Genomic DNA, 17,063 nt, shown 5'->3' with positions numbered 1-17,063 from the left:
GGCCTCTGAGGAGGGTGCGTTTTATTGTTCCCTACGGCGCAGCACTGCGATCCAGCGGTCCACGGATTTGCCGGGGGCATCTTGGAGGGCGCGGCTGGCTTTGTTGCGCTTGTTGCTGACGACTTCCATGCCCAGAGCCTCTAGGGCACGTAGGGCGAGTCGGTGCTCGACATCAAAGTAGCTGGTGATGACGAGCATGCCGTCTGGACGCAGCTTGGCGATGCCTTGGTCGAAGATTTTTTTCCACAGGTCCTGTCCGTGCCAGAAATTCTGGTGGCGCAGGAAGACTAGATTGAAGTCGTCGCCGATTTCTTTGTGGCGGCTGATCTGGGTGGCATCTTCGATGAGGAACTCGGCTGGCAGGCTGGCGTGGTTTTCCCGTGCCTGGCGGATTTCGCGGATGCGGATGTCTGCGCCCACCATCTGCACTGCGCCGCCTTGCGCGAGCTCGCTGCCGGTCTGGATGAGTGTCTCTGCCTCGTCACAGCGGCCACAGGCGAGATTGAGGATGCGCATGTCTTGGCGCTGAGCGGGCACATGTGGCTCTAGCGACTCGCGCAACATCGTGCGTAGCCGTGCTAGATCCTGCTGGATGCTGTTGGCCGGAGTGATGAGGGGGGAGTCGTGCATGCGAGGGGGGGATTTTAAGACGCAAGCGCTGCTCCTATGCAAGGCTCTCGTGCATGGTTTCTGGTGGTGCGTAGATACGGGATAGAATCGGGGCTAGCAGATCGTAATTTCGCCCCCCCCCAAACTATTAATCGTCTCGCAGCTCGGCTGCGCGGCCTTGTTGCTGCATGGTTTTCCCCTCACTTTCCCGCCCATTTCGATCCGCCGCTTTGCTCGCGGTGGTCTGTGTGGCGGTGTGCAGCTGCACAGGTGCAAAATACCGCTCCTGGGCCGATAAGGAGGTCTTTAGCCTGCTGAAGAAAAAGACCAGCAAGGTACCGAACTCTGGTCAGCACCTGATGGACATCACCCCACCGCCGCCAGCGAATATGGCGAAGCTGACGAAGAACAGCAAAACCGTCGATTTCCTGGGCGAGCGTGCCAACGTGGAGAAAGATGCCCGCGTCATCTCGCTGGCAGATGCGCTGGATTTCGCGGTGCATCGGAATCGGGGCTACCTTTTGCAAAAGGAGGTCGTGTATCTCGCCGCGCTGGATCTGACTCTCACACGGCAAAATTACACGCCGATCTTCAGCGGCGGCGGTGCTAGCACGCTCGACCGTTCCAAAGTCACCAATGGGGTCAATACGCTGGTGAATACGGGCACGCTGACCACCAGTGGCGATTTCGGCCTGGGGATGCTCACACGCACGGGGGCACGATTGGCGGCGGATTTGACGACGGACTTTGTGCGCTTCATCACCGGGGGACTCGACTCGGGGAATTCACGGCTCGCTTTCACCCTGACGCAGCCGCTCCTGCGAGGTGGCGGCTATCTTGCCGCTTCGGAGGCGCTGACACAGGGCGAGCGCTCCGTTCTTTATGCCATCCGCGCCTTCACGCAGCAAAGAAAGGCCTTCGCCGTGGATGTGGCCACGCAGTATTTCCGTGCTATTCAGAGCCGCGAGACAGCAAAGAATGCGCACCTCGGTTTCCTGAGCTTCAATAACACGGTGGAGCGGCAAAAAACGATGATCGCCAATGGCCAGGGCACCTATTCCTCGCTCGGTCAGCTCCTGCAGGCACAGCTCAATTTTGAGCGCATCTGGATTAACGCCATCCGCAACTACGAGCAGCAGCTTGATGACCTAAAGATCACTCTGGGCCTGCCAGTGACGGAGCGCATCGTCCTGAACTACAAGGACCTGGACTCGCTCCAGATCCTGCCTCCACCCGGCACGCTCGATGAGGCACTCCAGACGGCCCTCACGACGAGGCTCGACCTTTGGAATCAACGCGACCGTGTGGAGGATACCACGCGGAAGATCCTCATCGCCAAACAGGATACACTACCAGGGCTCAATATCATAGCCTCCCAGCGCACCCTTGATGATCCGAACCGCAATGACTTCCAGCTCCAGACCGGCAATCGCGGGGCCACCGTGGGTCTCACCAGTGACTTCAATCTCAATCTCAAACCCGAGCGCAACAACCTCCGCGCCGCCATGATCGCTGAGCAGCGTGCCCGCCGTGAACTCGAGCTCGCCGAGGAACAAATCCGCAACGACGTGCGCACCCGCTGGCGTGACTTGGAAGTAGCACGCAAGCAGTACGAGTTCGCCCTCAAGGGCATGGAGATCAGCCAGCGCCGCCTACAGGCGGAAGAGGAATTCACCGCTGTCGGCCAAGGCACCGCACGCGACCTCGTCGAGGCCCAGCGTGACATAAATACGAGCCGCGATCTCATGGTCTCCACCCGCATCAATCATAATCTCGCCCGACTTCAGCTATGGCGGGACATGGGAGTTCTCTTTATTGAGAAAGATGGTTCATGGGTGGACGTATTAAAACGCGAGAAACCCAAGGGAAAATGATGAAGAAAGGAAAAACCATAACCTGGATCACACTCGCCGCCCTCAGTGCGGCGGCTGTTTACATGGGGTGGACGTGGTTCTTCCCCTCCACGGCGGGTGTCGCAGATATCCCTACACGCCCTGTCGAGCGTGGAGACCTCCTCATCAATGTGCTCCAGGGCGGTGAAATCCGCGCCCTCCAGAATCTCGAGATCAAATCCGAGATCGAAATCCCCACCAAAATCCTCTCCCTCATCCCCGAAGGCTACCTTATCACTGACGAGGATGTCAAAAGCAGCAAAGTCCTCGTCGAGCTCGATGACACCGAGGTCAAACAGCGCATCCAGACACACGAGATCGAATTCCAAACGACTGTCTCAAACTACATCGACGCCGATCAGGCCCGTGAAATCCAAAAGAGTGAAAACCAGAGCCTCGTCCGTGCTACCAAAGAGCTCGCCATCTTTGCACTCATGGATTTTGAGAAATACCTCGGGCGAGAAGTGACCGCCGCGATCCTCCAAAAAGCAGGATTGCCCAAAAACGCCGCTGACTTTGAAAAATACGCCGCCGTGCTCGAAACCCAGGCAGATACACCCGTCGATCCAGACGCTGGCAAACCCAAAACTGCCGCCAAATCCACCCCTGCACCCGCGCTCAAGCCCACCAGCACGATCATCGACTTCAGTGCATTCCTAGACTCCAAAACGGCTGGCGACGGTGAGGCCCAGCAGAAGCTCCGCCAGCTCGGTGACGAGCTACTCGTGCGCAAATCTGAGCTGGCCGTCGCACAACAAAAAGTGGAGGCCTCCACCCGCCTCAACTCCCGCGGCTACATCACCAAAGCCCAACTCGAAAACGATCAGGTCACTTATGAAAAAGTAGCTCTCTCCGTGAAGACCGCAGAGACCAATCTGCACCTCTTCAAAAACTACGAGTTCAACAAACAGTGCTCCACCCTCATCTCCGCCTACCGCGAGGACATCAACAAGCTCCAACGCACCATCCGTGAAAATCGCAGCCGCATGGCACAATCCGAAACACGCTTCAACACGGCCAAGCGCCGCCATGAGATGGAAATCGCCCAGCGTGATGACTTGGAGCGCCAGCTCAAGGCCTGCGTCATCAAAGCCACTCAACCAGGCCTCGTCGCCTACGGTGATCTCAATGCCTCCTCCTCCTACAACTACAACAACAGCATCGAAGAAGGCATCAGCGTCCGCTTCCGCCAGACCATCCTCACCATACCGGATATGAGCCAGATGGGCGTCAAAGTGAACATCCACGAATCCCAAGTCAAAAAAGTCCACATCGGCCAACCAGTGCTCGTCCGAGTCGATGCAGAGCCCGGAAAAGTGCTCCAAGGCAAAGTCGCCGAGCTCGCCATTCTCCCAGACAGCAGCAGCAGCCGCTACACGCCCAATTTGAAGGTCTATCCCGCCACCATGCATATCGAGGGCTTTCACCCATGGCTCAAGCCTGGCATGAACGCCAAAGTCGAAATCATCATCAACCAGCTCGCGGATGTGCTCTACGTCCCCGTGCAGTCCATCGAAGTGGACCAAGACGACAAACATTACTGCTACGTCAGTGCGGATGGTGCCCTGCAACGCCGCGCCATCACCACTGGCCAGTTCAACGAAGAATTCATCGAGGTGCGTGATGGACTACAACCCGGAGAAAACGTCGCCATTTCACTGCCGAAAAAAGCCGAAATCGACAGCCCAGCCAGCCTCCCCGCCGCAGGTGGAAAATCCGCCCCGGAGACCAAAAAAGCCAAAAAGGATAAAAACATCGCCGCCAGCGCTGTGAAGCCCACAGCCAAAGAAAGCGGCACTGCAACCGGGGGCGAGTAATTCTCCTCTCCAAGCCGAAAAAGATGCCGCAAGGCCGCAAAGCGGCTCGTAGGCGCACAATCACATCACCAGCGCCGCGACGCATGCCGTGCAGTAACACGCCAGCAAGCCCCCAAGCATCGCTTTAAGGCCAAGCTGGGCCAGTTCTCCACGCCGCTCTGGCACGAGCGCCCCGATCCCACCGATCTGGATGGCAATGCTGGCGAAATTGGCAAACCCACACAGCGCATAAGTGGCGATATGCGCACTGCGAGGCTGTAGGGACGCACTTTTCACCGAATCCGCGAGATGCATGTATGCCATGAACTCATTCAGCACCACTCGCTCGCCCAAAAGAGCACCCACGCGGTTACAATCCTCCCACGGCACCCCCATCAACCAGGCGCAAGGTGCATTGATCCAACTGAGCAAAAGCATGAGTGGCTGAGGCACATCTTGGCCGAAGATCCGCAGGCCTAGCGAGAGCAGGTAATTCCCCAAGGCCACGATGGCGACAAACGCGACCAACATGGCAAGGACATTGATGGCCAGCCGCATGCCATCCGCCGTGCCATGACACAATGCATCCAGACTATTGACCGTCTCACGCTCGATAGGGCGCTGCGCACCCGCGGCAGTCTCGCTCGCCTCCGTTTCGGGAAGGAGAATCTTTGCCATCATGATCGCTGCTGGTGCAGACATCACAGATGCCGTGAGCAAGTGCCCGGCAGACACGCCAAAGGAGACATACGCCGCCAACACGCCTCCTGCGATGGTCGCCATGCCACCTACCATCAGGCACATCAGCTCACTACGTGTCATGCCAGCGAGGTAGGGCTTGATAACCAAAGGGGCCTCCGTTTGGCCCATGAAAATATTCGCAGCAGCAGCCAAGGTTTCACTACCGCTCGTCCCCATGATCCGGCGCATCACCCATGCAGCGGCACTCACGACACGCTGAAGCACACCGAGGTGGTAAAGCAGTGAGGATAAGGCAGAAACAAGGATGATGCTGCCCAGAATGATGAGTGCGACGACCGGCTGATCCGTTTTCCCAAAGACGAACTCGATCCCCTCATCCGCAAAACCCAGTAAACGACGGAAAGCGCGGTCCAGAAACTCAAAGAGCCCCTTCCCTGCATCCGTGCGCAAAATAAGCAGCCCCAGAATGAACTGAAGCGCCACCCCAGTGCAGACCACACGCCATGGGAACAAGCGCCGCGCCTCAGAGCACCCCCACGCCGGCCCCGATGAAGATGACGAGCCCCAAAAGACTGATGTATTGATCCATGGACGAGGAGGCTAGACCAAGCCGCATGCGCTGCAATGAACAAACGGGGTGAAAGCACCTCGTCAGGACAGAAAGAAAAAGCGGAGCCTATGAGGGCTCCGCTTGGTGACTTTGTTGGGAGGAGGAAATCAGCCCTGAAAGGGTTATTTCTTCTTTGGCGCGGCCTTTTTCTTAGCTGGGGCTTTCTTCTCCTTTTTGGGAGCGTCGGCCAGCTTGACGTTGGAGATAGCCAGGGGTGCTTCCTTCTCTTGGAAGCCGCCTTGCTGGTTCTGCTGCGTCGGCTTGACAGCCTTTTTGATCATGTTGACGCCTTCGACCAGAACGCGGCCTTTAGCAGGAGCACACGCAGGACGGTGCCCTGGCTGCCTTTATGCTCGCCGGTGATGACGGTGACGGTGTCGCCTTTTTTGACGTGGGTTTTCATGAGTAAAATTAGAGCACTTCGGGGGCCAGGGAGACGATCTTCATGAAGTTCTTATCGCGCAATTCACGGGCGACAGGGCCGAAGATACGTGTGCCCTTGGGGTTGTTGTCCTTGTCGATGACGACGATGGCGTTTTTGTCAAAACGGAGGATGGAGCCGTCATTGCGGCGGATCGGGTGCGCAGTGCGCACGACGACAGCACGAATGACTTCACCCTTCTTTACAGCAGCAGTCGGCGTAGATTCGCGGACGTGAGCCGTGATGATGTCGCCGACAAAGGCGAAACGGGTGTTTTTCTTGCCGAGCACGCCGATCATTTCGGCCATGCGAGCGCCGGTATTGTCGGCGATCGGGATTTCGGATTCCATTTGAAGCATAAGGTCGGTCCTCCGTGGGTTGGGTGGTTATTGAGATGATTAGTGCTTGAGCACCTCGGCCAGATTCCAGCGCTTGAGCTTGGAAAGAGGGCGGGTTTCGCTGATGAGGACTTTGTCGCCTTCTTTGGCTTCGGACTTTTCGTCGTGAGCGTAGAATTTGGAAGTCTTGCGGACGATCTTTTTGAAGCGTGGGTGGGGAACACGACGCTCGACTTCGACCACGATGGTCTTGGTCATTTTGGCGGAAGTGACGACGCCAACGCGCGTTTTCTGCACGGGCTTCTTGTCGGTAGGGGCGGTTGCGGTAGTGGCCTCGCTCATGGTTTCAGGTGAAAGGGGTGTTTAGAGGCGGATTAAGCGGCTTTCTGGGCCGTTGCGGCCTGGGAGCGCTGGGTGATGATGGTTTCGATACGAGCGATCTCACGGCGGATGTGCTTGAGACGTGCTGGATTTTCAAGCTGGCCGCTCTGCTGCTGAATGCGCAGGTTCAGGGCTTCTTGCTTGAGCTCACGGCGGCGGGCAGAAAGCTCTTCGACGCTGGATTCACGGAGTTCTTTGATTTTCATGACGTTTTCTCGGTTCGCGGGTTCGCTGGGCGCCGTTTCTTATTTGTGGAGGGATTCGCGGGTGACAAAGCGGCTGCGGATGCCGATCTTGTTGGCTGCGAGGCGGCAGGCTTCGCGGGCGGTTGCTTCATTGACGCCGGAGATTTCAAACATCATATGGCCTGGGAGCACCACTGCGACCCAGAACTCTGGAGCGCCTTTACCTTTACCCATTCGGACTTCTGGTGGGCGCTGGGTGACTGGCTTGTGTGGGAAGATGCGGATGAAGACCTTACCTTTACGCTTGAGGAAGCGGGTGAGGGCCACACGGCAGGCTTCGATCTGGTTGTTTTTGATCCAGCCGCGATCAAGAAGCTGCAAACCGTAGTCGCCGAAGTCGAGCTTGTTGCCGCTGGTGGCATTGCCAGCGCGGTTGCCGCGCTGCTGCTTGCGGTATTTGGTTCTGCTGGGGAGTAAGGCCATGGAAGTCTAAATTGGAGATTTGAAATTTGGATTGGGTAATCAGGCGGCAGCAGGTGCTGCAGCTTCGGCAGGAGCGGCTTCTGGGCCGGCTTGCGGGGCTCCACGGCCACGTTGGCCGCCACGGGCACCAGCGCCACCACGGGGGCCGACTCCGCCAGGGCCGTCGTTACGGTCACGGCGTGGGCGGCGCTCTTCACGTGGACGAGCGTTTTCGGATGCATTGCCACGGTTGAGCCAGACTTTACAGCCGATGATGCCGTACACGGTGCGTGCTTCAGCAAAACCATAGTCGATCGGGATACGCAGGGTCTGAAGGGGCACTTTACCCTGGCGATACCACTCTGCGCGGGCGATGTCAGCACCACCAAGACGGCCAGCGACGCGGATTCGGATACCATCGGCACCCATATCCATGGCGGTCTGCACAGCACGCTTCATGGCACGGCGGAAAGAAATACGACGCTCAAGCTGCACGGTGACGGCCTCAGCAACGAGCTGGGCATCGAGTTCTGGTTGCTTGATTTCGAAGATGTCGATCTTGACCTGTCGGCCACCGCACATTTCGGAAATCTTTTGGCTCATGACCTCGATTTCTTGGCCTTTACGACCAATGACGAGACCTGGGCGTGCGCTATGCAGCGTCACGCGGACCTGATTCCAAGCACGTTCGATGACGATTTTGGAGAGAGCGGCCTGCATCAGCTTTTCCTTGAGGTAAGTGCGGATGGCGATGTCGCTGTGAAGGGAATCGGCGAACTCCTTCTTAGGAGCATACCACTTGGAGCGCCAGTCTTTGGTGACGGCGAGGCGGAAACCGATTGGATTAACTTTCTGGCCCATAAGGTGCGTATCGAGGTGTTAAGTGACGAGAGGGATTATTCGGCGGATTTTTTGGCGGCCTTTTTGCGGGCCGGTCTTGCGGCTTTGGAGCTTTCTTCAGCCTTTTCTTCGGGTTTTGCGCCGATGATGACTGTGATGTGGCTCATGCGCTTTTTGATGGCAGCGCCTGAACCACGTGCGCGTGGCATCATGCGGCTGAGGGCTGGTCCAGGAGTGCTGGTAGCGCTGGTGACGATCATTTCGCTGGCGTCTAGCTCGTGATTGTTTTCTGCATTGGCGACGGCGCTGCGCAGAGCCTTGGCAACAATGAGCGCTCCTTTTTTGGGAGTGAAGTCGAGAACGCTGAGGGCCTGGCTCACGGGCATGCCGGTGATTGCGCGGGTGACCTGACGGGCTTTCTGGGGAGAAATCCGGGCGTATTTGTAGGTGGAGCGGACGGTGGCGGGTGCTGACATAATCAGTGACGATGAAAAGGGGATTTAAAACTGGCGGGCGGTGATTTCTGCGCGGCCAGCATCACCGACGCGAACAGGGTCGGCAGGGTTGGCTAGCTCTTGAACAACAGCTCCAGCGACGGTGCTGCGAACTTCTGTGATGAGGACTTTTGCGATGGGCTTGTCCTCGCGATAAATTTCAAATGGCATGCCTGGCTTCACGCCGTCTTTACGGCCCAGATTGATCACGGCGATGCCTAGCTCGGGTTTCATGGAGACGACGCGTGCATTTTGCAGGTCTCCGGCAGCGGCTCCATCCGCTGGTGCAGTGCCGCCGATCTTGCTAAGAAGGCCATCAGCGTTGGTAAGCGTTTTGTTGAGTTTGTCAGCTGCCGCTGGATCTGCATTCGGAGCGCTGCGTGCGAGTGCGACGCTGGCTTCTGCGACTTCCATGAGAGAGCCTGCGAGCTCGTCGCGCTGTTGCTTGATGATGCGCAAGTCGCTGAGGGCAGCGAGGAGGCGCTCTTGGCTCTGATCTTTGCTATTTTCGAGTGCGCCGATGCCCAGGCCTTCGAGTAGTCCGCGGAGTTTTTCGTAGCGGTCTTTGAGTTCGGCGGCTTCCTGATTGGCAGCCGCAGCAGACTGGGCGAGTGCATCGCTCTTGGCCTTGGCGGCTGCGGCGGTGCTTTCGAGCGTTTTGATCTTCTCCGCAGCGACAGCGAGCGTGGTGTGCAGCTCGCGATTCTCCAGTGCGATCTCTGCCACGTTCTGCGCACGCAGGGACGACACGGCTACGAAGAGCAGTGTGGTCATGATGCGTGTTGTGGAACGTGTGAGCATGAGATGTCGCGAGAGAGGAATCGGAGGGGTAGAAGGGATTACTTAGCAGCCTTCACAGTGACAGCACCGTGGGACTTGAAGATACGTGTGAGAGCGAATTCGCCGAGACGGTGACCGACCATGTTTTCCGTGGCATAAACGGAGACGAAGTCTTTACCGTTATGGACGAGGAAGGTATGACCGACAAGATCAGGGGTGATCATGGAGGAGCGAGCCCAGGTCTTGATGGGGCGCTTGCCGCCTTTCGATTCATTCATTTTGTCCACCTTGTCGAGGAGGGCTTGTTGGATGAAGGGGCCTTTTTTCAGGGAACGTGCCATAGGAGTCGGAGAATCAGAATTGAATTACTTACCTTTGCGATGCTGGACGATGAGTTTGCCGGTCGCTTTCTTCTTGTTGCGGGTTTTTTCACCCTTTGCATGGCCCCATGGGCTGAGAAGATGCTGACGACCACCACCCGACTTGGAACGACCTTCACCACCGCCGTTAGGATGGTCAATAGGGTTCATACACATACCGCGGACGGTTGGACGCACACCCTGCCAGCGAGTGCGGCCTGCTTTGCCGGAGACGACATTCATGTGCTCGATATTGCCCACTTGACCGATGGTCGCGTAGCAGACAGCGAGGATTTTGCGGATTTCACCGGAAGGCATGCGCACTAGGGCGTATTCACCTTCACGGTTGCTCAGAACAGCGGCCTGACCAGCAGCACGGGCGGCGACGCCACCACGTCCAGGGACGAGTTCGATGTTATGAATGCTCATACCCAGAGGGATCTTAGCAAGAGGAAGAGCGTTGCCGACATCAGGAGCGGCATTTTCACCAGCCATGACGCTGGCACCGACGCCGAGCTGTGCAGGGGCGAGAATGTAGGCGCGTTCACCGTCCTTATACTCAACCAAGGCAATGCGGGCACTGCGATTTGGATCGTATTCGATGGCGATGACTTTCGCGGCTTCACCACGGCGGAGACGCTTGAAGTCGATCAGGCGATAACGCTTGTCATGACCACCGCCGATATGACGGCAGGTGATACGACCGGTGTTGTTACGGCCACCAGAACGACGCAGAGCCACGGTGAGGCTTTTCTGCGGGGTGTCCTTGGTGATCTCGTCGAACGAGTTCCACTCCTTGTAACGATTCGTCGGTGTGTTGGGCTTGAAGGTTTTCAGCGCCATGGTGGTGTCAGTGTAAAGGGTTGACTAGGGTGTCAAAAAGGTGACGGGGAAACGTAGAATCAGGCGAGGTCGAGTTTTTCGCCCTCTTTGAGACGGACGACGGCCTTTTTCCAATGATTGGTGCGGCCATAGTCGGCGCGGCGTTCGCGCTTAGCTTTGCCAGAAACGTTGGAGGTGCGGACGCCTTCGACTTTCTTACCAAAGAGCTTTTCGATTGCGTGCTTGATGTCGATCTTCGTGGACTGCGGATCGACACGGAAGACGTACTCATTGTTCTTCTCGCCGAGCAGCGTGGCTTTCTCGGTAAGGCGGATGGTCTGGATGACTTTATGCAGGTCTCTCATAATCAGGCGGTCCTCTGGGCAAGGGTTTGAAGGGCGTCACCGGCCACGACGATGGCCTGGTAGCGGAGGAGGTTCTCAGCGTTCACGTCGGTTGCGGCCATGAGTTGGACGTTTTGGACGTTGCGTGCTGCGCGGAAGGTGACTTCGTCGAATTTGTTGCCGATGAGCAGCACGTTTTTAGCGATGCTGAGTTTGCTCACAGCGGAGACGAACGACTTGGTTTTGCCATCTGCTACGGCGAAATCGCCAGTAGTGATGACAGCACCGTCATTGATGCGAGCGGTCAAGGCAGCACGGAAAGCGAGCTTCTTGGCGTTTTTGGTGATTTTCTTGGAGTAATCACGAGGACGAGGGCCGAAGACGACACCACCACCACTCCAGATTGGGGAGCGCTTGGAGCCCATACGAGCATTACCGGTGCCTTTTTGGTTCCAGAGCTTTTTGCCGGAGCCAGAGACTTCTGAGCGGTTTTTCGTGCAGGCAGTGCCTTGACGACGGTTCGCGCGGTAGGCGACGACGGTCTCATGGAGTGCCTGTGAGCCTTGATGGCCCTCAGTGAGGTTGATTTGGGCCGCTTTGGCGGCGTCTGCTGTTAGAACTTGGGACATGGCGATTCAGTTCCTCTGGTGATTATTTAGCGACGGCTTTCTTACCGGGGCGCACGACGACGATGCTGCCTTTGTTGCCGGGGATGGAGCCTTTGATGAGCAAGAGGCCTTCTTCAGGGCGGCTCTGCACGACGACGAGATTCTGGGTGGTGCGGCGGTCCACACCGTCATGACCAGGCATCTTTTGGTTTCTCCAGACGAGACCGGGTGTGAGACGGCAACCGATGGAACCAGGGCGGCGATGCATCATGGAACCGTGCGACTGGGGCTGACCAGCGAAGTTGTAGCGTTTCACGACGCCTTGGAATCCTTTACCTTTGGTGGTGCCGATGACATCGACGATCTGGCCAGCGGCGAAGATGCTTGCGTCATACTTCGCATCAGCGGCGGGGAGCGCTTCGTCGTTCTTGAGGCGGAATTCTTTCACGATCTTCTTGGCAGCGCTGCCATGCTTCTTGAAGTGGCCCATGAGGGGCTTCGTGATGCGGAATTCTTTTTGCTCACCGTAGCCGACCTGCACGGCGGTGTAGCCGTCCTTGCCGTCGCTGCGCTTGACTTGGATGATTTGGTTGCCGCTGACGTCCACTACGGTCACAGCGATAGCTTCGCCTTTTTCCGTGTAGATTTTCGTCATGCCGAGTTTTTTGCCGATTAGTCCGAGACTCATGATGGTGTCCTCCTGGGTAGTGTTAGGGGTGCTCGCAGGAAAAATTAGATGCGGATGGTGATGTCCACGCCGGAAGGGAGGTTGAGCTTCTTGAGCTCATCCACGGTGCGGGAGGTGGGATCGACGATGTCGAGGAGGCGCTTGTGCGTGCGCAGCTCGAACTGGTCCATGGACTTCTTATCGACATGCGGAGAGCGGTTGACGCTGTATTTCTCGATGCGGGTTGGAAGCGGGATAGGGCCTGCGACGCGGGCGCCGGTGCGCTTAGCGGTTTCGACGATGTCCGCTGTGCTCTTATCGAGCGTGCGGTAGTCATACGCGCGGAGACGGATGCGGATGCGCTGCTGGTTAGTCATGACGATGCTGCGAGGTTAAAAAGGGGTTTTTTGAGATAAAATGGAGAGAACGGATCAGGATTTGCCACCGCCGCGCTGCTCGACGATTTGATCGACGATCTGCTGCGGCACCTGCTCGAAGTGTGAAGGCTGCATGCTGTAGCTAGCGCGGCCAGAGGAGAGGGTGCGGATGGCGGTGGAGTAACCAAACATTTCAGCGAGCGGCACTTCAGCGCGGAGCACGGCGGTTGCACCACGCATGTCCATGCCTTGAATCTTGCCACGGCGGCGATTAAGGTCACCGAGGATGTCTCCTTGATAATCTTCCGGTGTGGAGGCTTCCACGGCCATGATCGGCTCAAGAAGGATGCACTTGGCTTTCTTCAGTGCGTCTTTGACGGCGAAGATGCCGGCCATTTTGAAAGCGTTTTCGTTGGAATCGACGTCGTGGCTGGAACCGTCGATCAATTCAATGTGCATGTCGATAACCGGGTAGCCAGCGATGATGCCATTGAGGGCAGCTTCGATACAACCCGCTTTGGCAGGATTGATGAACTCCTTCGGAATGGTGCCGCCGACAACTTTGTTTTCGACGACGATGCCGGAGCCTTTCTCACCAGGGCGAACCGTGATGACAACGTGGCCATACTGACCACGACCACCGGACTGCTTGACGAGCTTGCCTTCACCACCAGCAGCCTGCGTGAGGGTTTCACGGTAAGCGATCTGGGGTTTGCCAGTGTTGGTTTCCACTTTGTGCTCGCGCTTGAGGCGGTCGCAGGGAATTTCGAGGTGAAGTTCACCCATGCCAGCGATGATAGTCTGGCCGGTTTCTTCGTCGGTCTTGACGAAGAAGGTTGGATCTTCTTCGGACAGGCGCTGGAGAGCGTTGCCCATTTTTTCCTGGTCTGCCTTGGTCTTTGGCTCGACAGCCATGGAGATAACGGGTTCAGGGAAAGTTGGCGGCTCAAGCTGAACGTCGAGATCTTCGGAGCAGAAAGTATCACCCGTGCGGACGTCTTTCACACCGACGAGAGCGGCGATATCACCCGAGTAACAGCAGTCGATGTCCTTATGGACAGCAGCCTGGATCTGAATGAGGCGGCCGACACGCTCAGATTTACGTGTGCGCGGATTGTAGATGGTGTCACCCTTCTTCACACAGCCGGAATAGACGCGGAAGAACACGAGGCGGCCAAATTTGTCGGACCAGAGCTTGAAGCCAAGAGCGATGAATTTGCCGTTATCATCCGGCTTCGCTTCGATGATGTTTTCTGGCTCGTCCACCACGGTGCCCTTTTGCGCTTCGATGTCGAGAGGACCAGGAAGGTAGTCGATGACGGCGTCGATAAGATACTGAACGCCCTTGTTCTTGAAGGCGGAACCACCAGCCATCGGGATGATTTTGTTGGCGATCACAGCGCGGCGGAGACCTGCTTTGAGCTCTACAGGGCCTATGGGCTGCTCTTCGAGGAACATCATGCCCAGTTCATCATCCGCACTGCAAACAGCATCGAGAAGCTCGGTGTATGCCGCCTTGCCTTTTTCGATTTCAGCGCCTTCGAGTTCACGCACGTTGTACTTGGAGCCGAACTTTTCGTCATCCGAGTAAATAATGGCTTTTTGGTTCACCACGTCGATCTGGCCGATCAAATTGTCTTCAGCACCGATTGGGATAAGGATGGGGAATGCTGGAGCACCCAGCTTTTTGCGAACGTCTTCCACCACATTGTCGAAATTGGCCCCCGTGCGGTCCATCTTATTAACAAAGGCGATACGTGGAACGCGGTATTTCTCAGCCTGACGATAAACCGTCTCAGACTGCGGCTGCACACCTGCCACACCGCAGAGCACGAAGATCGCGCCGTCGAGCACGCGAAGGGAACGCTCCACTTCAGCGGTGAAGTCCACGTGTCCAGGAGTGTCGATGATATTGACGCGAATGTCTTCCAACTCACGGGACTTGTAGATGCCAGCTTCCTTGAGCTGCTTCCACTTTGCGGTCACAGCAGCAGACGTGATGGTGATGCCGCGCTCCTTTTCCTGCTCCATCCAGTCTGTGGTAGCAGCACCGTCATGCACCTCGCCGATCTTGTGGATCATGCCGGTGTAGAACAGAATACGCTCAGTCAGGGTGGTCTTACCCGCGTCGATATGGGCGCAGATCCCGATGTTCCGGGTGCGCTCAAGTGGGAATTCGCGGTTGGGGGAGTTAGGGTTCGACATGGGTCAGAAAAAAGGCGTGAAGTGTAGAAAAATGCGGATCAGGAGCCTGTAGCGGCAATTAGAAGCGGAAGTGGGCAAAGGCGCGGTTCGCTTGCGCTTGCTTATGCACATCATCACGCTTGCGGACGGCGTTGCCTTGACCTTGAGCGGCGTCACGCAGCTCATTGGCCAGTGCATTGAACATAGGCTGACCTTTGCGACCACGGGCATAACCGATGATCCAGCGCATCGCGAGAGCGACCTGACGATCAGGGGAAACCTCAAGCGGCACCTGATAAGTAGCACCACCGACGCGGCGAGCTTTCACTTCCACGCGAGGCTTGGCGTTTTCGATCGCACGATTGAAAAGCTCAAGCGGATGAACGCTGTCACTCTTTTCGTTGATGATGTCGATCGCACGATAGACGGTACGTTCTGCCAGAGCCTTTTTACCGCTCTGCATGACGCGAGCGATGAGGGCGGAGACGAGCTCACTGTCGTAGCGACTGTCTTTGTGGACTTCCTTGTTATAAACGCGCTTTCTGCGGGCCATGATCGGTAAGAGGAAAAGGGTGGAACGGAATAAGTGACGGAAATTATTTCTTCTTGGCGGCGGCAGCGGCAGCACCGGCCTTCGGGCGTTTTGCACCGTATTTGGAGCGGCCACGACGGCGAGCATCCACACCAAGGCAGTCAAGAGTACCGCGGACGATGTGATAGCGCACACCAGGCAAGTCTTTCACACGACCACCACGCACGAGGACGATGGAGTGCTCTTGGAGGTTATGACCTTCACCACCGATGTAGGCGATGACTTCGAATCCATTGGTCAGACGCACCTTGGCCACTTTACGAAGCGCGGAGTTCGGCTTCTTAGGCGTGCGAGTCATCACCTGGAGGCACACACCGCGACGCTGCGGGCACTTCGCGAGCGCGGGCGACTTGGACTTCACCGCTTTGTCTTTGCGGCCGTGTCTGACGAGTTGATTGATGGTGGGCATGGTGGTTAGGAAAGATCTGTTGCTCTGCGAAACTTCGTTTTCAGTTCCGAAAGACAGTGCCACCACCCACTAAAGGGTCGCGCACAGATTTTTCCGGTTCTGGCTCCGATAATTTGCCGATTCACCGAGGTGAATCTAAACCGGTTTCTCTGGGGGAGGTCCGGGCTGGGGAGCGCGGATGTTGGCGAGTCCCCAGAAGTCCGCAAGCGCTTATTTGGGCTTTTTGCATGTTTTTACCCTTATTTGCCCTCTTGAGACAGCTTGCTGCACCTTCAGCGACGATCCTTTTTACCGCAGGTTTAGGTGCTGCATCAGGTTTTCTGAAAATCAGCGTGGTACGACCGCGATGCCATTCCGCACGACCCAGGCAGGTTTTCCGTAGTCTTCACGGCCATCTTCGGTTTTGAACCACAGGCCCGTCGAGGGCCCACCATCCAAATTCAGCGCCCGTTTGACCTGCAACTCCGGAATGGCTCCAGGCGTCGTTAAAAGCCGTGCCAACTCCACCAAACCGACATTTTGCGCGGTTCCGATAGCCCATTTACCTGCGCCATCGGTGAGGATAAAGGTGCGTGCGTTTTTCGGCTCGGGTTTGTCTAAAGGCAGCGGCGTCCATGGCTTGCCATCACTCACCAGCCAAGGGCTGCACTGCACCATCTCCGTGATCTTCGGGTCATCCTGAAACTCGGTGTCCCAAACCAGCGCCGCTTTCCCATCCTTCACCACCAAACTGCCGCCGAATTCACCGCGATTCAAAAACGCACCGCTGCGCACTCCACCAGCGACTTCCAAGCCCGAGGGCAGCCGCTTGCCCACTTCAAAGTAACCGCCATTGCACACGGCCAGCGCCTTCTGCTCACGCCCCCAGTCATCGAGCTGCTTTTCCGAATTACGGTCCGGATTACTCAGCACCCGCAGTTGGCACTTCGTTTCATCAAAGAACACCAGCCGCAGCATGACGCCATTCACCCGCCGTGGCACAAACTGCGCCCCATGGCCGAGATTCAGGGGCTGTGCGAACAGATCCATCCTCCAGACCGTGAAGATGGACACAGCAACGAGCGCGTACAAAAAAATCGGGCGGACCTTCATGCTCAGACGGTAGTTGCAATTCATGAATCTGCGAATGGCATCTGACACATGCCAAAACATCATGAATAGAGGTGACCGAGCCACGTGACGGCGGCCATC

Annotated in this window: 20 protein-coding genes and 2 pseudogenes; 2 read left to right on the top strand and 20 right to left on the bottom strand. The window is 57.0% G+C overall.

All coding sequences use genetic code 11. From position 1 onward, the window contains the following. Positions 1–21: 21 nt before the first annotated feature. The gene (locus tag IPK32_10515) at positions 22–630 is read right to left on the bottom strand and encodes a class I SAM-dependent methyltransferase (protein MBK8092381.1); all 609 of its coding nucleotides are present in this window, start codon (positions 628–630) and stop codon (positions 22–24) included. Between the two features lie 167 nt (positions 631–797). Between IPK32_10515 and IPK32_10510 the strand changes: the two genes are divergently transcribed. After that, positions 798–2,483 (top strand): TolC family protein, encoded by a 1,686-nt coding sequence (locus IPK32_10510; GenBank protein MBK8092380.1) that lies wholly within the window; start codon positions 798–800, stop codon positions 2,481–2,483. Continuing rightward, entirely contained in the window at positions 2,480–4,318 is a 1,839-nt protein-coding gene (locus IPK32_10505) for an efflux RND transporter periplasmic adaptor subunit (protein MBK8092379.1), read from the top strand. The genes IPK32_10510 and IPK32_10505 overlap by 4 nt, the downstream gene beginning before the upstream one ends. Before the next feature lie 60 nt (positions 4,319–4,378). On the opposite strand, the pseudogene IPK32_10500 reads toward IPK32_10505, so the two are convergent. The 19 genes and pseudogenes from IPK32_10500 to IPK32_10410 all read right to left on the bottom strand — a co-directional run bounded on the left by IPK32_10500 (position 4,379) and on the right by IPK32_10410 (position 16,901). Then, positions 4,379–5,588 (bottom strand): annotated as a pseudogene (locus IPK32_10500) (NupC/NupG family nucleoside CNT transporter). Between the two features lie 143 nt (positions 5,589–5,731). Then, positions 5,732–6,012 (bottom strand): annotated as a pseudogene (locus IPK32_10495) (50S ribosomal protein L24). Between the two features lie 8 nt (positions 6,013–6,020). Continuing rightward, positions 6,021–6,389: a 50S ribosomal protein L14 gene (gene rplN, locus IPK32_10490; GenBank protein MBK8092378.1), complete on the bottom strand. Its 369-nt coding sequence runs from the start codon at positions 6,387–6,389 to the stop codon at positions 6,021–6,023. A 39-nt stretch (positions 6,390–6,428) separates the two neighbouring features. Next, the gene (rpsQ, locus tag IPK32_10485; GenBank protein ID MBK8092377.1) at positions 6,429–6,710 is read right to left on the bottom strand and encodes a 30S ribosomal protein S17; all 282 of its coding nucleotides are present in this window, start codon (positions 6,708–6,710) and stop codon (positions 6,429–6,431) included. Positions 6,711–6,742: 32 nt separating this feature from the next. Further along, a complete protein-coding gene (gene rpmC / locus IPK32_10480; protein ID MBK8092376.1) occupies positions 6,743–6,955 on the bottom strand; it encodes a 50S ribosomal protein L29 in 213 nt (70 codons plus the stop codon). 39 nt (positions 6,956–6,994) lie between these two features. Next, positions 6,995–7,417, bottom strand: coding sequence for a 50S ribosomal protein L16 (gene rplP, locus IPK32_10475; GenBank protein MBK8092375.1), 423 nt, complete (start codon positions 7,415–7,417; stop codon positions 6,995–6,997). A gap of 39 nt (positions 7,418–7,456) precedes the next feature. Continuing rightward, positions 7,457–8,257, bottom strand: a complete 801-nt coding sequence (gene rpsC / locus IPK32_10470) for a 30S ribosomal protein S3 (GenBank protein MBK8092374.1) — start codon at positions 8,255–8,257, stop codon at positions 7,457–7,459. A gap of 35 nt (positions 8,258–8,292) precedes the next feature. Then, positions 8,293–8,712, bottom strand: coding sequence for a 50S ribosomal protein L22 (gene rplV / locus IPK32_10465; GenBank protein ID MBK8092373.1), 420 nt, complete (start codon positions 8,710–8,712; stop codon positions 8,293–8,295). A 24-nt stretch (positions 8,713–8,736) separates the two neighbouring features. After that, the gene (locus tag IPK32_10460) at positions 8,737–9,531 is read right to left on the bottom strand and encodes a hypothetical protein (protein ID MBK8092372.1); all 795 of its coding nucleotides are present in this window, start codon (positions 9,529–9,531) and stop codon (positions 8,737–8,739) included. A 38-nt stretch (positions 9,532–9,569) separates the two neighbouring features. Next, on the bottom strand, positions 9,570–9,851 hold the full coding sequence (gene rpsS, locus IPK32_10455) for a 30S ribosomal protein S19 (GenBank protein MBK8092371.1): 282 nt from the start codon (positions 9,849–9,851) through the stop codon (positions 9,570–9,572). Between the two features lie 24 nt (positions 9,852–9,875). Then, entirely contained in the window at positions 9,876–10,712 is an 837-nt protein-coding gene (gene rplB / locus IPK32_10450; GenBank protein MBK8092370.1) for a 50S ribosomal protein L2, read from the bottom strand. 59 nt (positions 10,713–10,771) lie between these two features. Further along, on the bottom strand, positions 10,772–11,056 hold the full coding sequence (gene rplW, locus IPK32_10445) for a 50S ribosomal protein L23 (protein MBK8092369.1): 285 nt from the start codon (positions 11,054–11,056) through the stop codon (positions 10,772–10,774). 2 nt (positions 11,057–11,058) lie between these two features. Continuing rightward, complete coding sequence (gene rplD, locus IPK32_10440) at positions 11,059–11,664, bottom strand: 50S ribosomal protein L4 (protein MBK8092368.1); 606 nt, start codon at positions 11,662–11,664, stop codon at positions 11,059–11,061. A 22-nt stretch (positions 11,665–11,686) separates the two neighbouring features. Then, positions 11,687–12,331, bottom strand: a complete 645-nt coding sequence (rplC, locus tag IPK32_10435) for a 50S ribosomal protein L3 (protein ID MBK8092367.1) — start codon at positions 12,329–12,331, stop codon at positions 11,687–11,689. Positions 12,332–12,375: 44 nt separating this feature from the next. Then, on the bottom strand, positions 12,376–12,687 hold the full coding sequence (gene rpsJ / locus IPK32_10430; GenBank protein MBK8092366.1) for a 30S ribosomal protein S10: 312 nt from the start codon (positions 12,685–12,687) through the stop codon (positions 12,376–12,378). Positions 12,688–12,741: 54 nt separating this feature from the next. Continuing rightward, positions 12,742–14,892, bottom strand: a complete 2,151-nt coding sequence (gene fusA, locus IPK32_10425) for an elongation factor G (GenBank protein ID MBK8092365.1) — start codon at positions 14,890–14,892, stop codon at positions 12,742–12,744. Between the two features lie 58 nt (positions 14,893–14,950). Continuing rightward, entirely contained in the window at positions 14,951–15,424 is a 474-nt protein-coding gene (gene rpsG, locus IPK32_10420) for a 30S ribosomal protein S7 (GenBank protein MBK8092364.1), read from the bottom strand. A 43-nt stretch (positions 15,425–15,467) separates the two neighbouring features. After that, complete coding sequence (locus IPK32_10415; GenBank protein MBK8092363.1) at positions 15,468–15,872, bottom strand: 30S ribosomal protein S12; 405 nt, start codon at positions 15,870–15,872, stop codon at positions 15,468–15,470. A gap of 327 nt (positions 15,873–16,199) precedes the next feature. Then, a complete protein-coding gene (locus tag IPK32_10410) occupies positions 16,200–16,901 on the bottom strand; it encodes a phosphodiester glycosidase family protein (GenBank protein MBK8092362.1) in 702 nt (233 codons plus the stop codon). Positions 16,902–17,063: the final 162 nt, after the last annotated feature.

This window comes from Verrucomicrobiaceae bacterium (assembly GCA_016713035.1).
Classification (GTDB): Bacteria; Verrucomicrobiota; Verrucomicrobiia; order Verrucomicrobiales; family Verrucomicrobiaceae; genus Prosthecobacter.
The sequence above is the reverse complement of the archived record's forward strand: the minus strand, read 5'-3'. Positions and strand labels throughout refer to the sequence as shown.

Excerpts from the sequence above, each read along its gene's own strand:
- IPK32_10515 (MBK8092381.1), bottom strand. The coding sequence starts at position 630 with ATGCACGACTCCCCCCTCATCACTCCGGCCAACAGCATCCAGCAGGAT.
- IPK32_10510 (MBK8092380.1), top strand. The coding sequence starts at position 798 with ATGGTTTTCCCCTCACTTTCCCGCCCATTTCGATCCGCCGCTTTGCTC.
- IPK32_10505 (MBK8092379.1), top strand. The coding sequence starts at position 2,480 with ATGATGAAGAAAGGAAAAACCATAACCTGGATCACACTCGCCGCCCTC.
- rplN (MBK8092378.1), bottom strand. The coding sequence starts at position 6,389 with ATGCTTCAAATGGAATCCGAAATCCCGATCGCCGACAATACCGGCGCT.
- rpsQ (MBK8092377.1), bottom strand. The coding sequence starts at position 6,710 with ATGAGCGAGGCCACTACCGCAACCGCCCCTACCGACAAGAAGCCCGTG.
- rpmC (MBK8092376.1), bottom strand. The coding sequence starts at position 6,955 with ATGAAAATCAAAGAACTCCGTGAATCCAGCGTCGAAGAGCTTTCTGCC.
- rplP (MBK8092375.1), bottom strand. The coding sequence starts at position 7,417 with ATGGCCTTACTCCCCAGCAGAACCAAATACCGCAAGCAGCAGCGCGGC.
- rpsC (MBK8092374.1), bottom strand. The coding sequence starts at position 8,257 with ATGGGCCAGAAAGTTAATCCAATCGGTTTCCGCCTCGCCGTCACCAAA.
- rplV (MBK8092373.1), bottom strand. The coding sequence starts at position 8,712 with ATGTCAGCACCCGCCACCGTCCGCTCCACCTACAAATACGCCCGGATT.
- IPK32_10460 (MBK8092372.1), bottom strand. The coding sequence starts at position 9,531 with ATGCTCACACGTTCCACAACACGCATCATGACCACACTGCTCTTCGTA.
- rpsS (MBK8092371.1), bottom strand. The coding sequence starts at position 9,851 with ATGGCACGTTCCCTGAAAAAAGGCCCCTTCATCCAACAAGCCCTCCTC.
- rplB (MBK8092370.1), bottom strand. The coding sequence starts at position 10,712 with ATGGCGCTGAAAACCTTCAAGCCCAACACACCGACGAATCGTTACAAG.
- rplW (MBK8092369.1), bottom strand. The coding sequence starts at position 11,056 with ATGAGAGACCTGCATAAAGTCATCCAGACCATCCGCCTTACCGAGAAA.
- rplD (MBK8092368.1), bottom strand. The coding sequence starts at position 11,664 with ATGTCCCAAGTTCTAACAGCAGACGCCGCCAAAGCGGCCCAAATCAAC.
- rplC (MBK8092367.1), bottom strand. The coding sequence starts at position 12,331 with ATGAGTCTCGGACTAATCGGCAAAAAACTCGGCATGACGAAAATCTAC.
- rpsJ (MBK8092366.1), bottom strand. The coding sequence starts at position 12,687 with ATGACTAACCAGCAGCGCATCCGCATCCGTCTCCGCGCGTATGACTAC.
- fusA (MBK8092365.1), bottom strand. The coding sequence starts at position 14,892 with ATGTCGAACCCTAACTCCCCCAACCGCGAATTCCCACTTGAGCGCACC.
- rpsG (MBK8092364.1), bottom strand. The coding sequence starts at position 15,424 with ATGGCCCGCAGAAAGCGCGTTTATAACAAGGAAGTCCACAAAGACAGT.
- IPK32_10415 (MBK8092363.1), bottom strand. The coding sequence starts at position 15,872 with ATGCCCACCATCAATCAACTCGTCAGACACGGCCGCAAAGACAAAGCG.
- IPK32_10410 (MBK8092362.1), bottom strand. The coding sequence starts at position 16,901 with ATGGATCTGTTCGCACAGCCCCTGAATCTCGGCCATGGGGCGCAGTTT.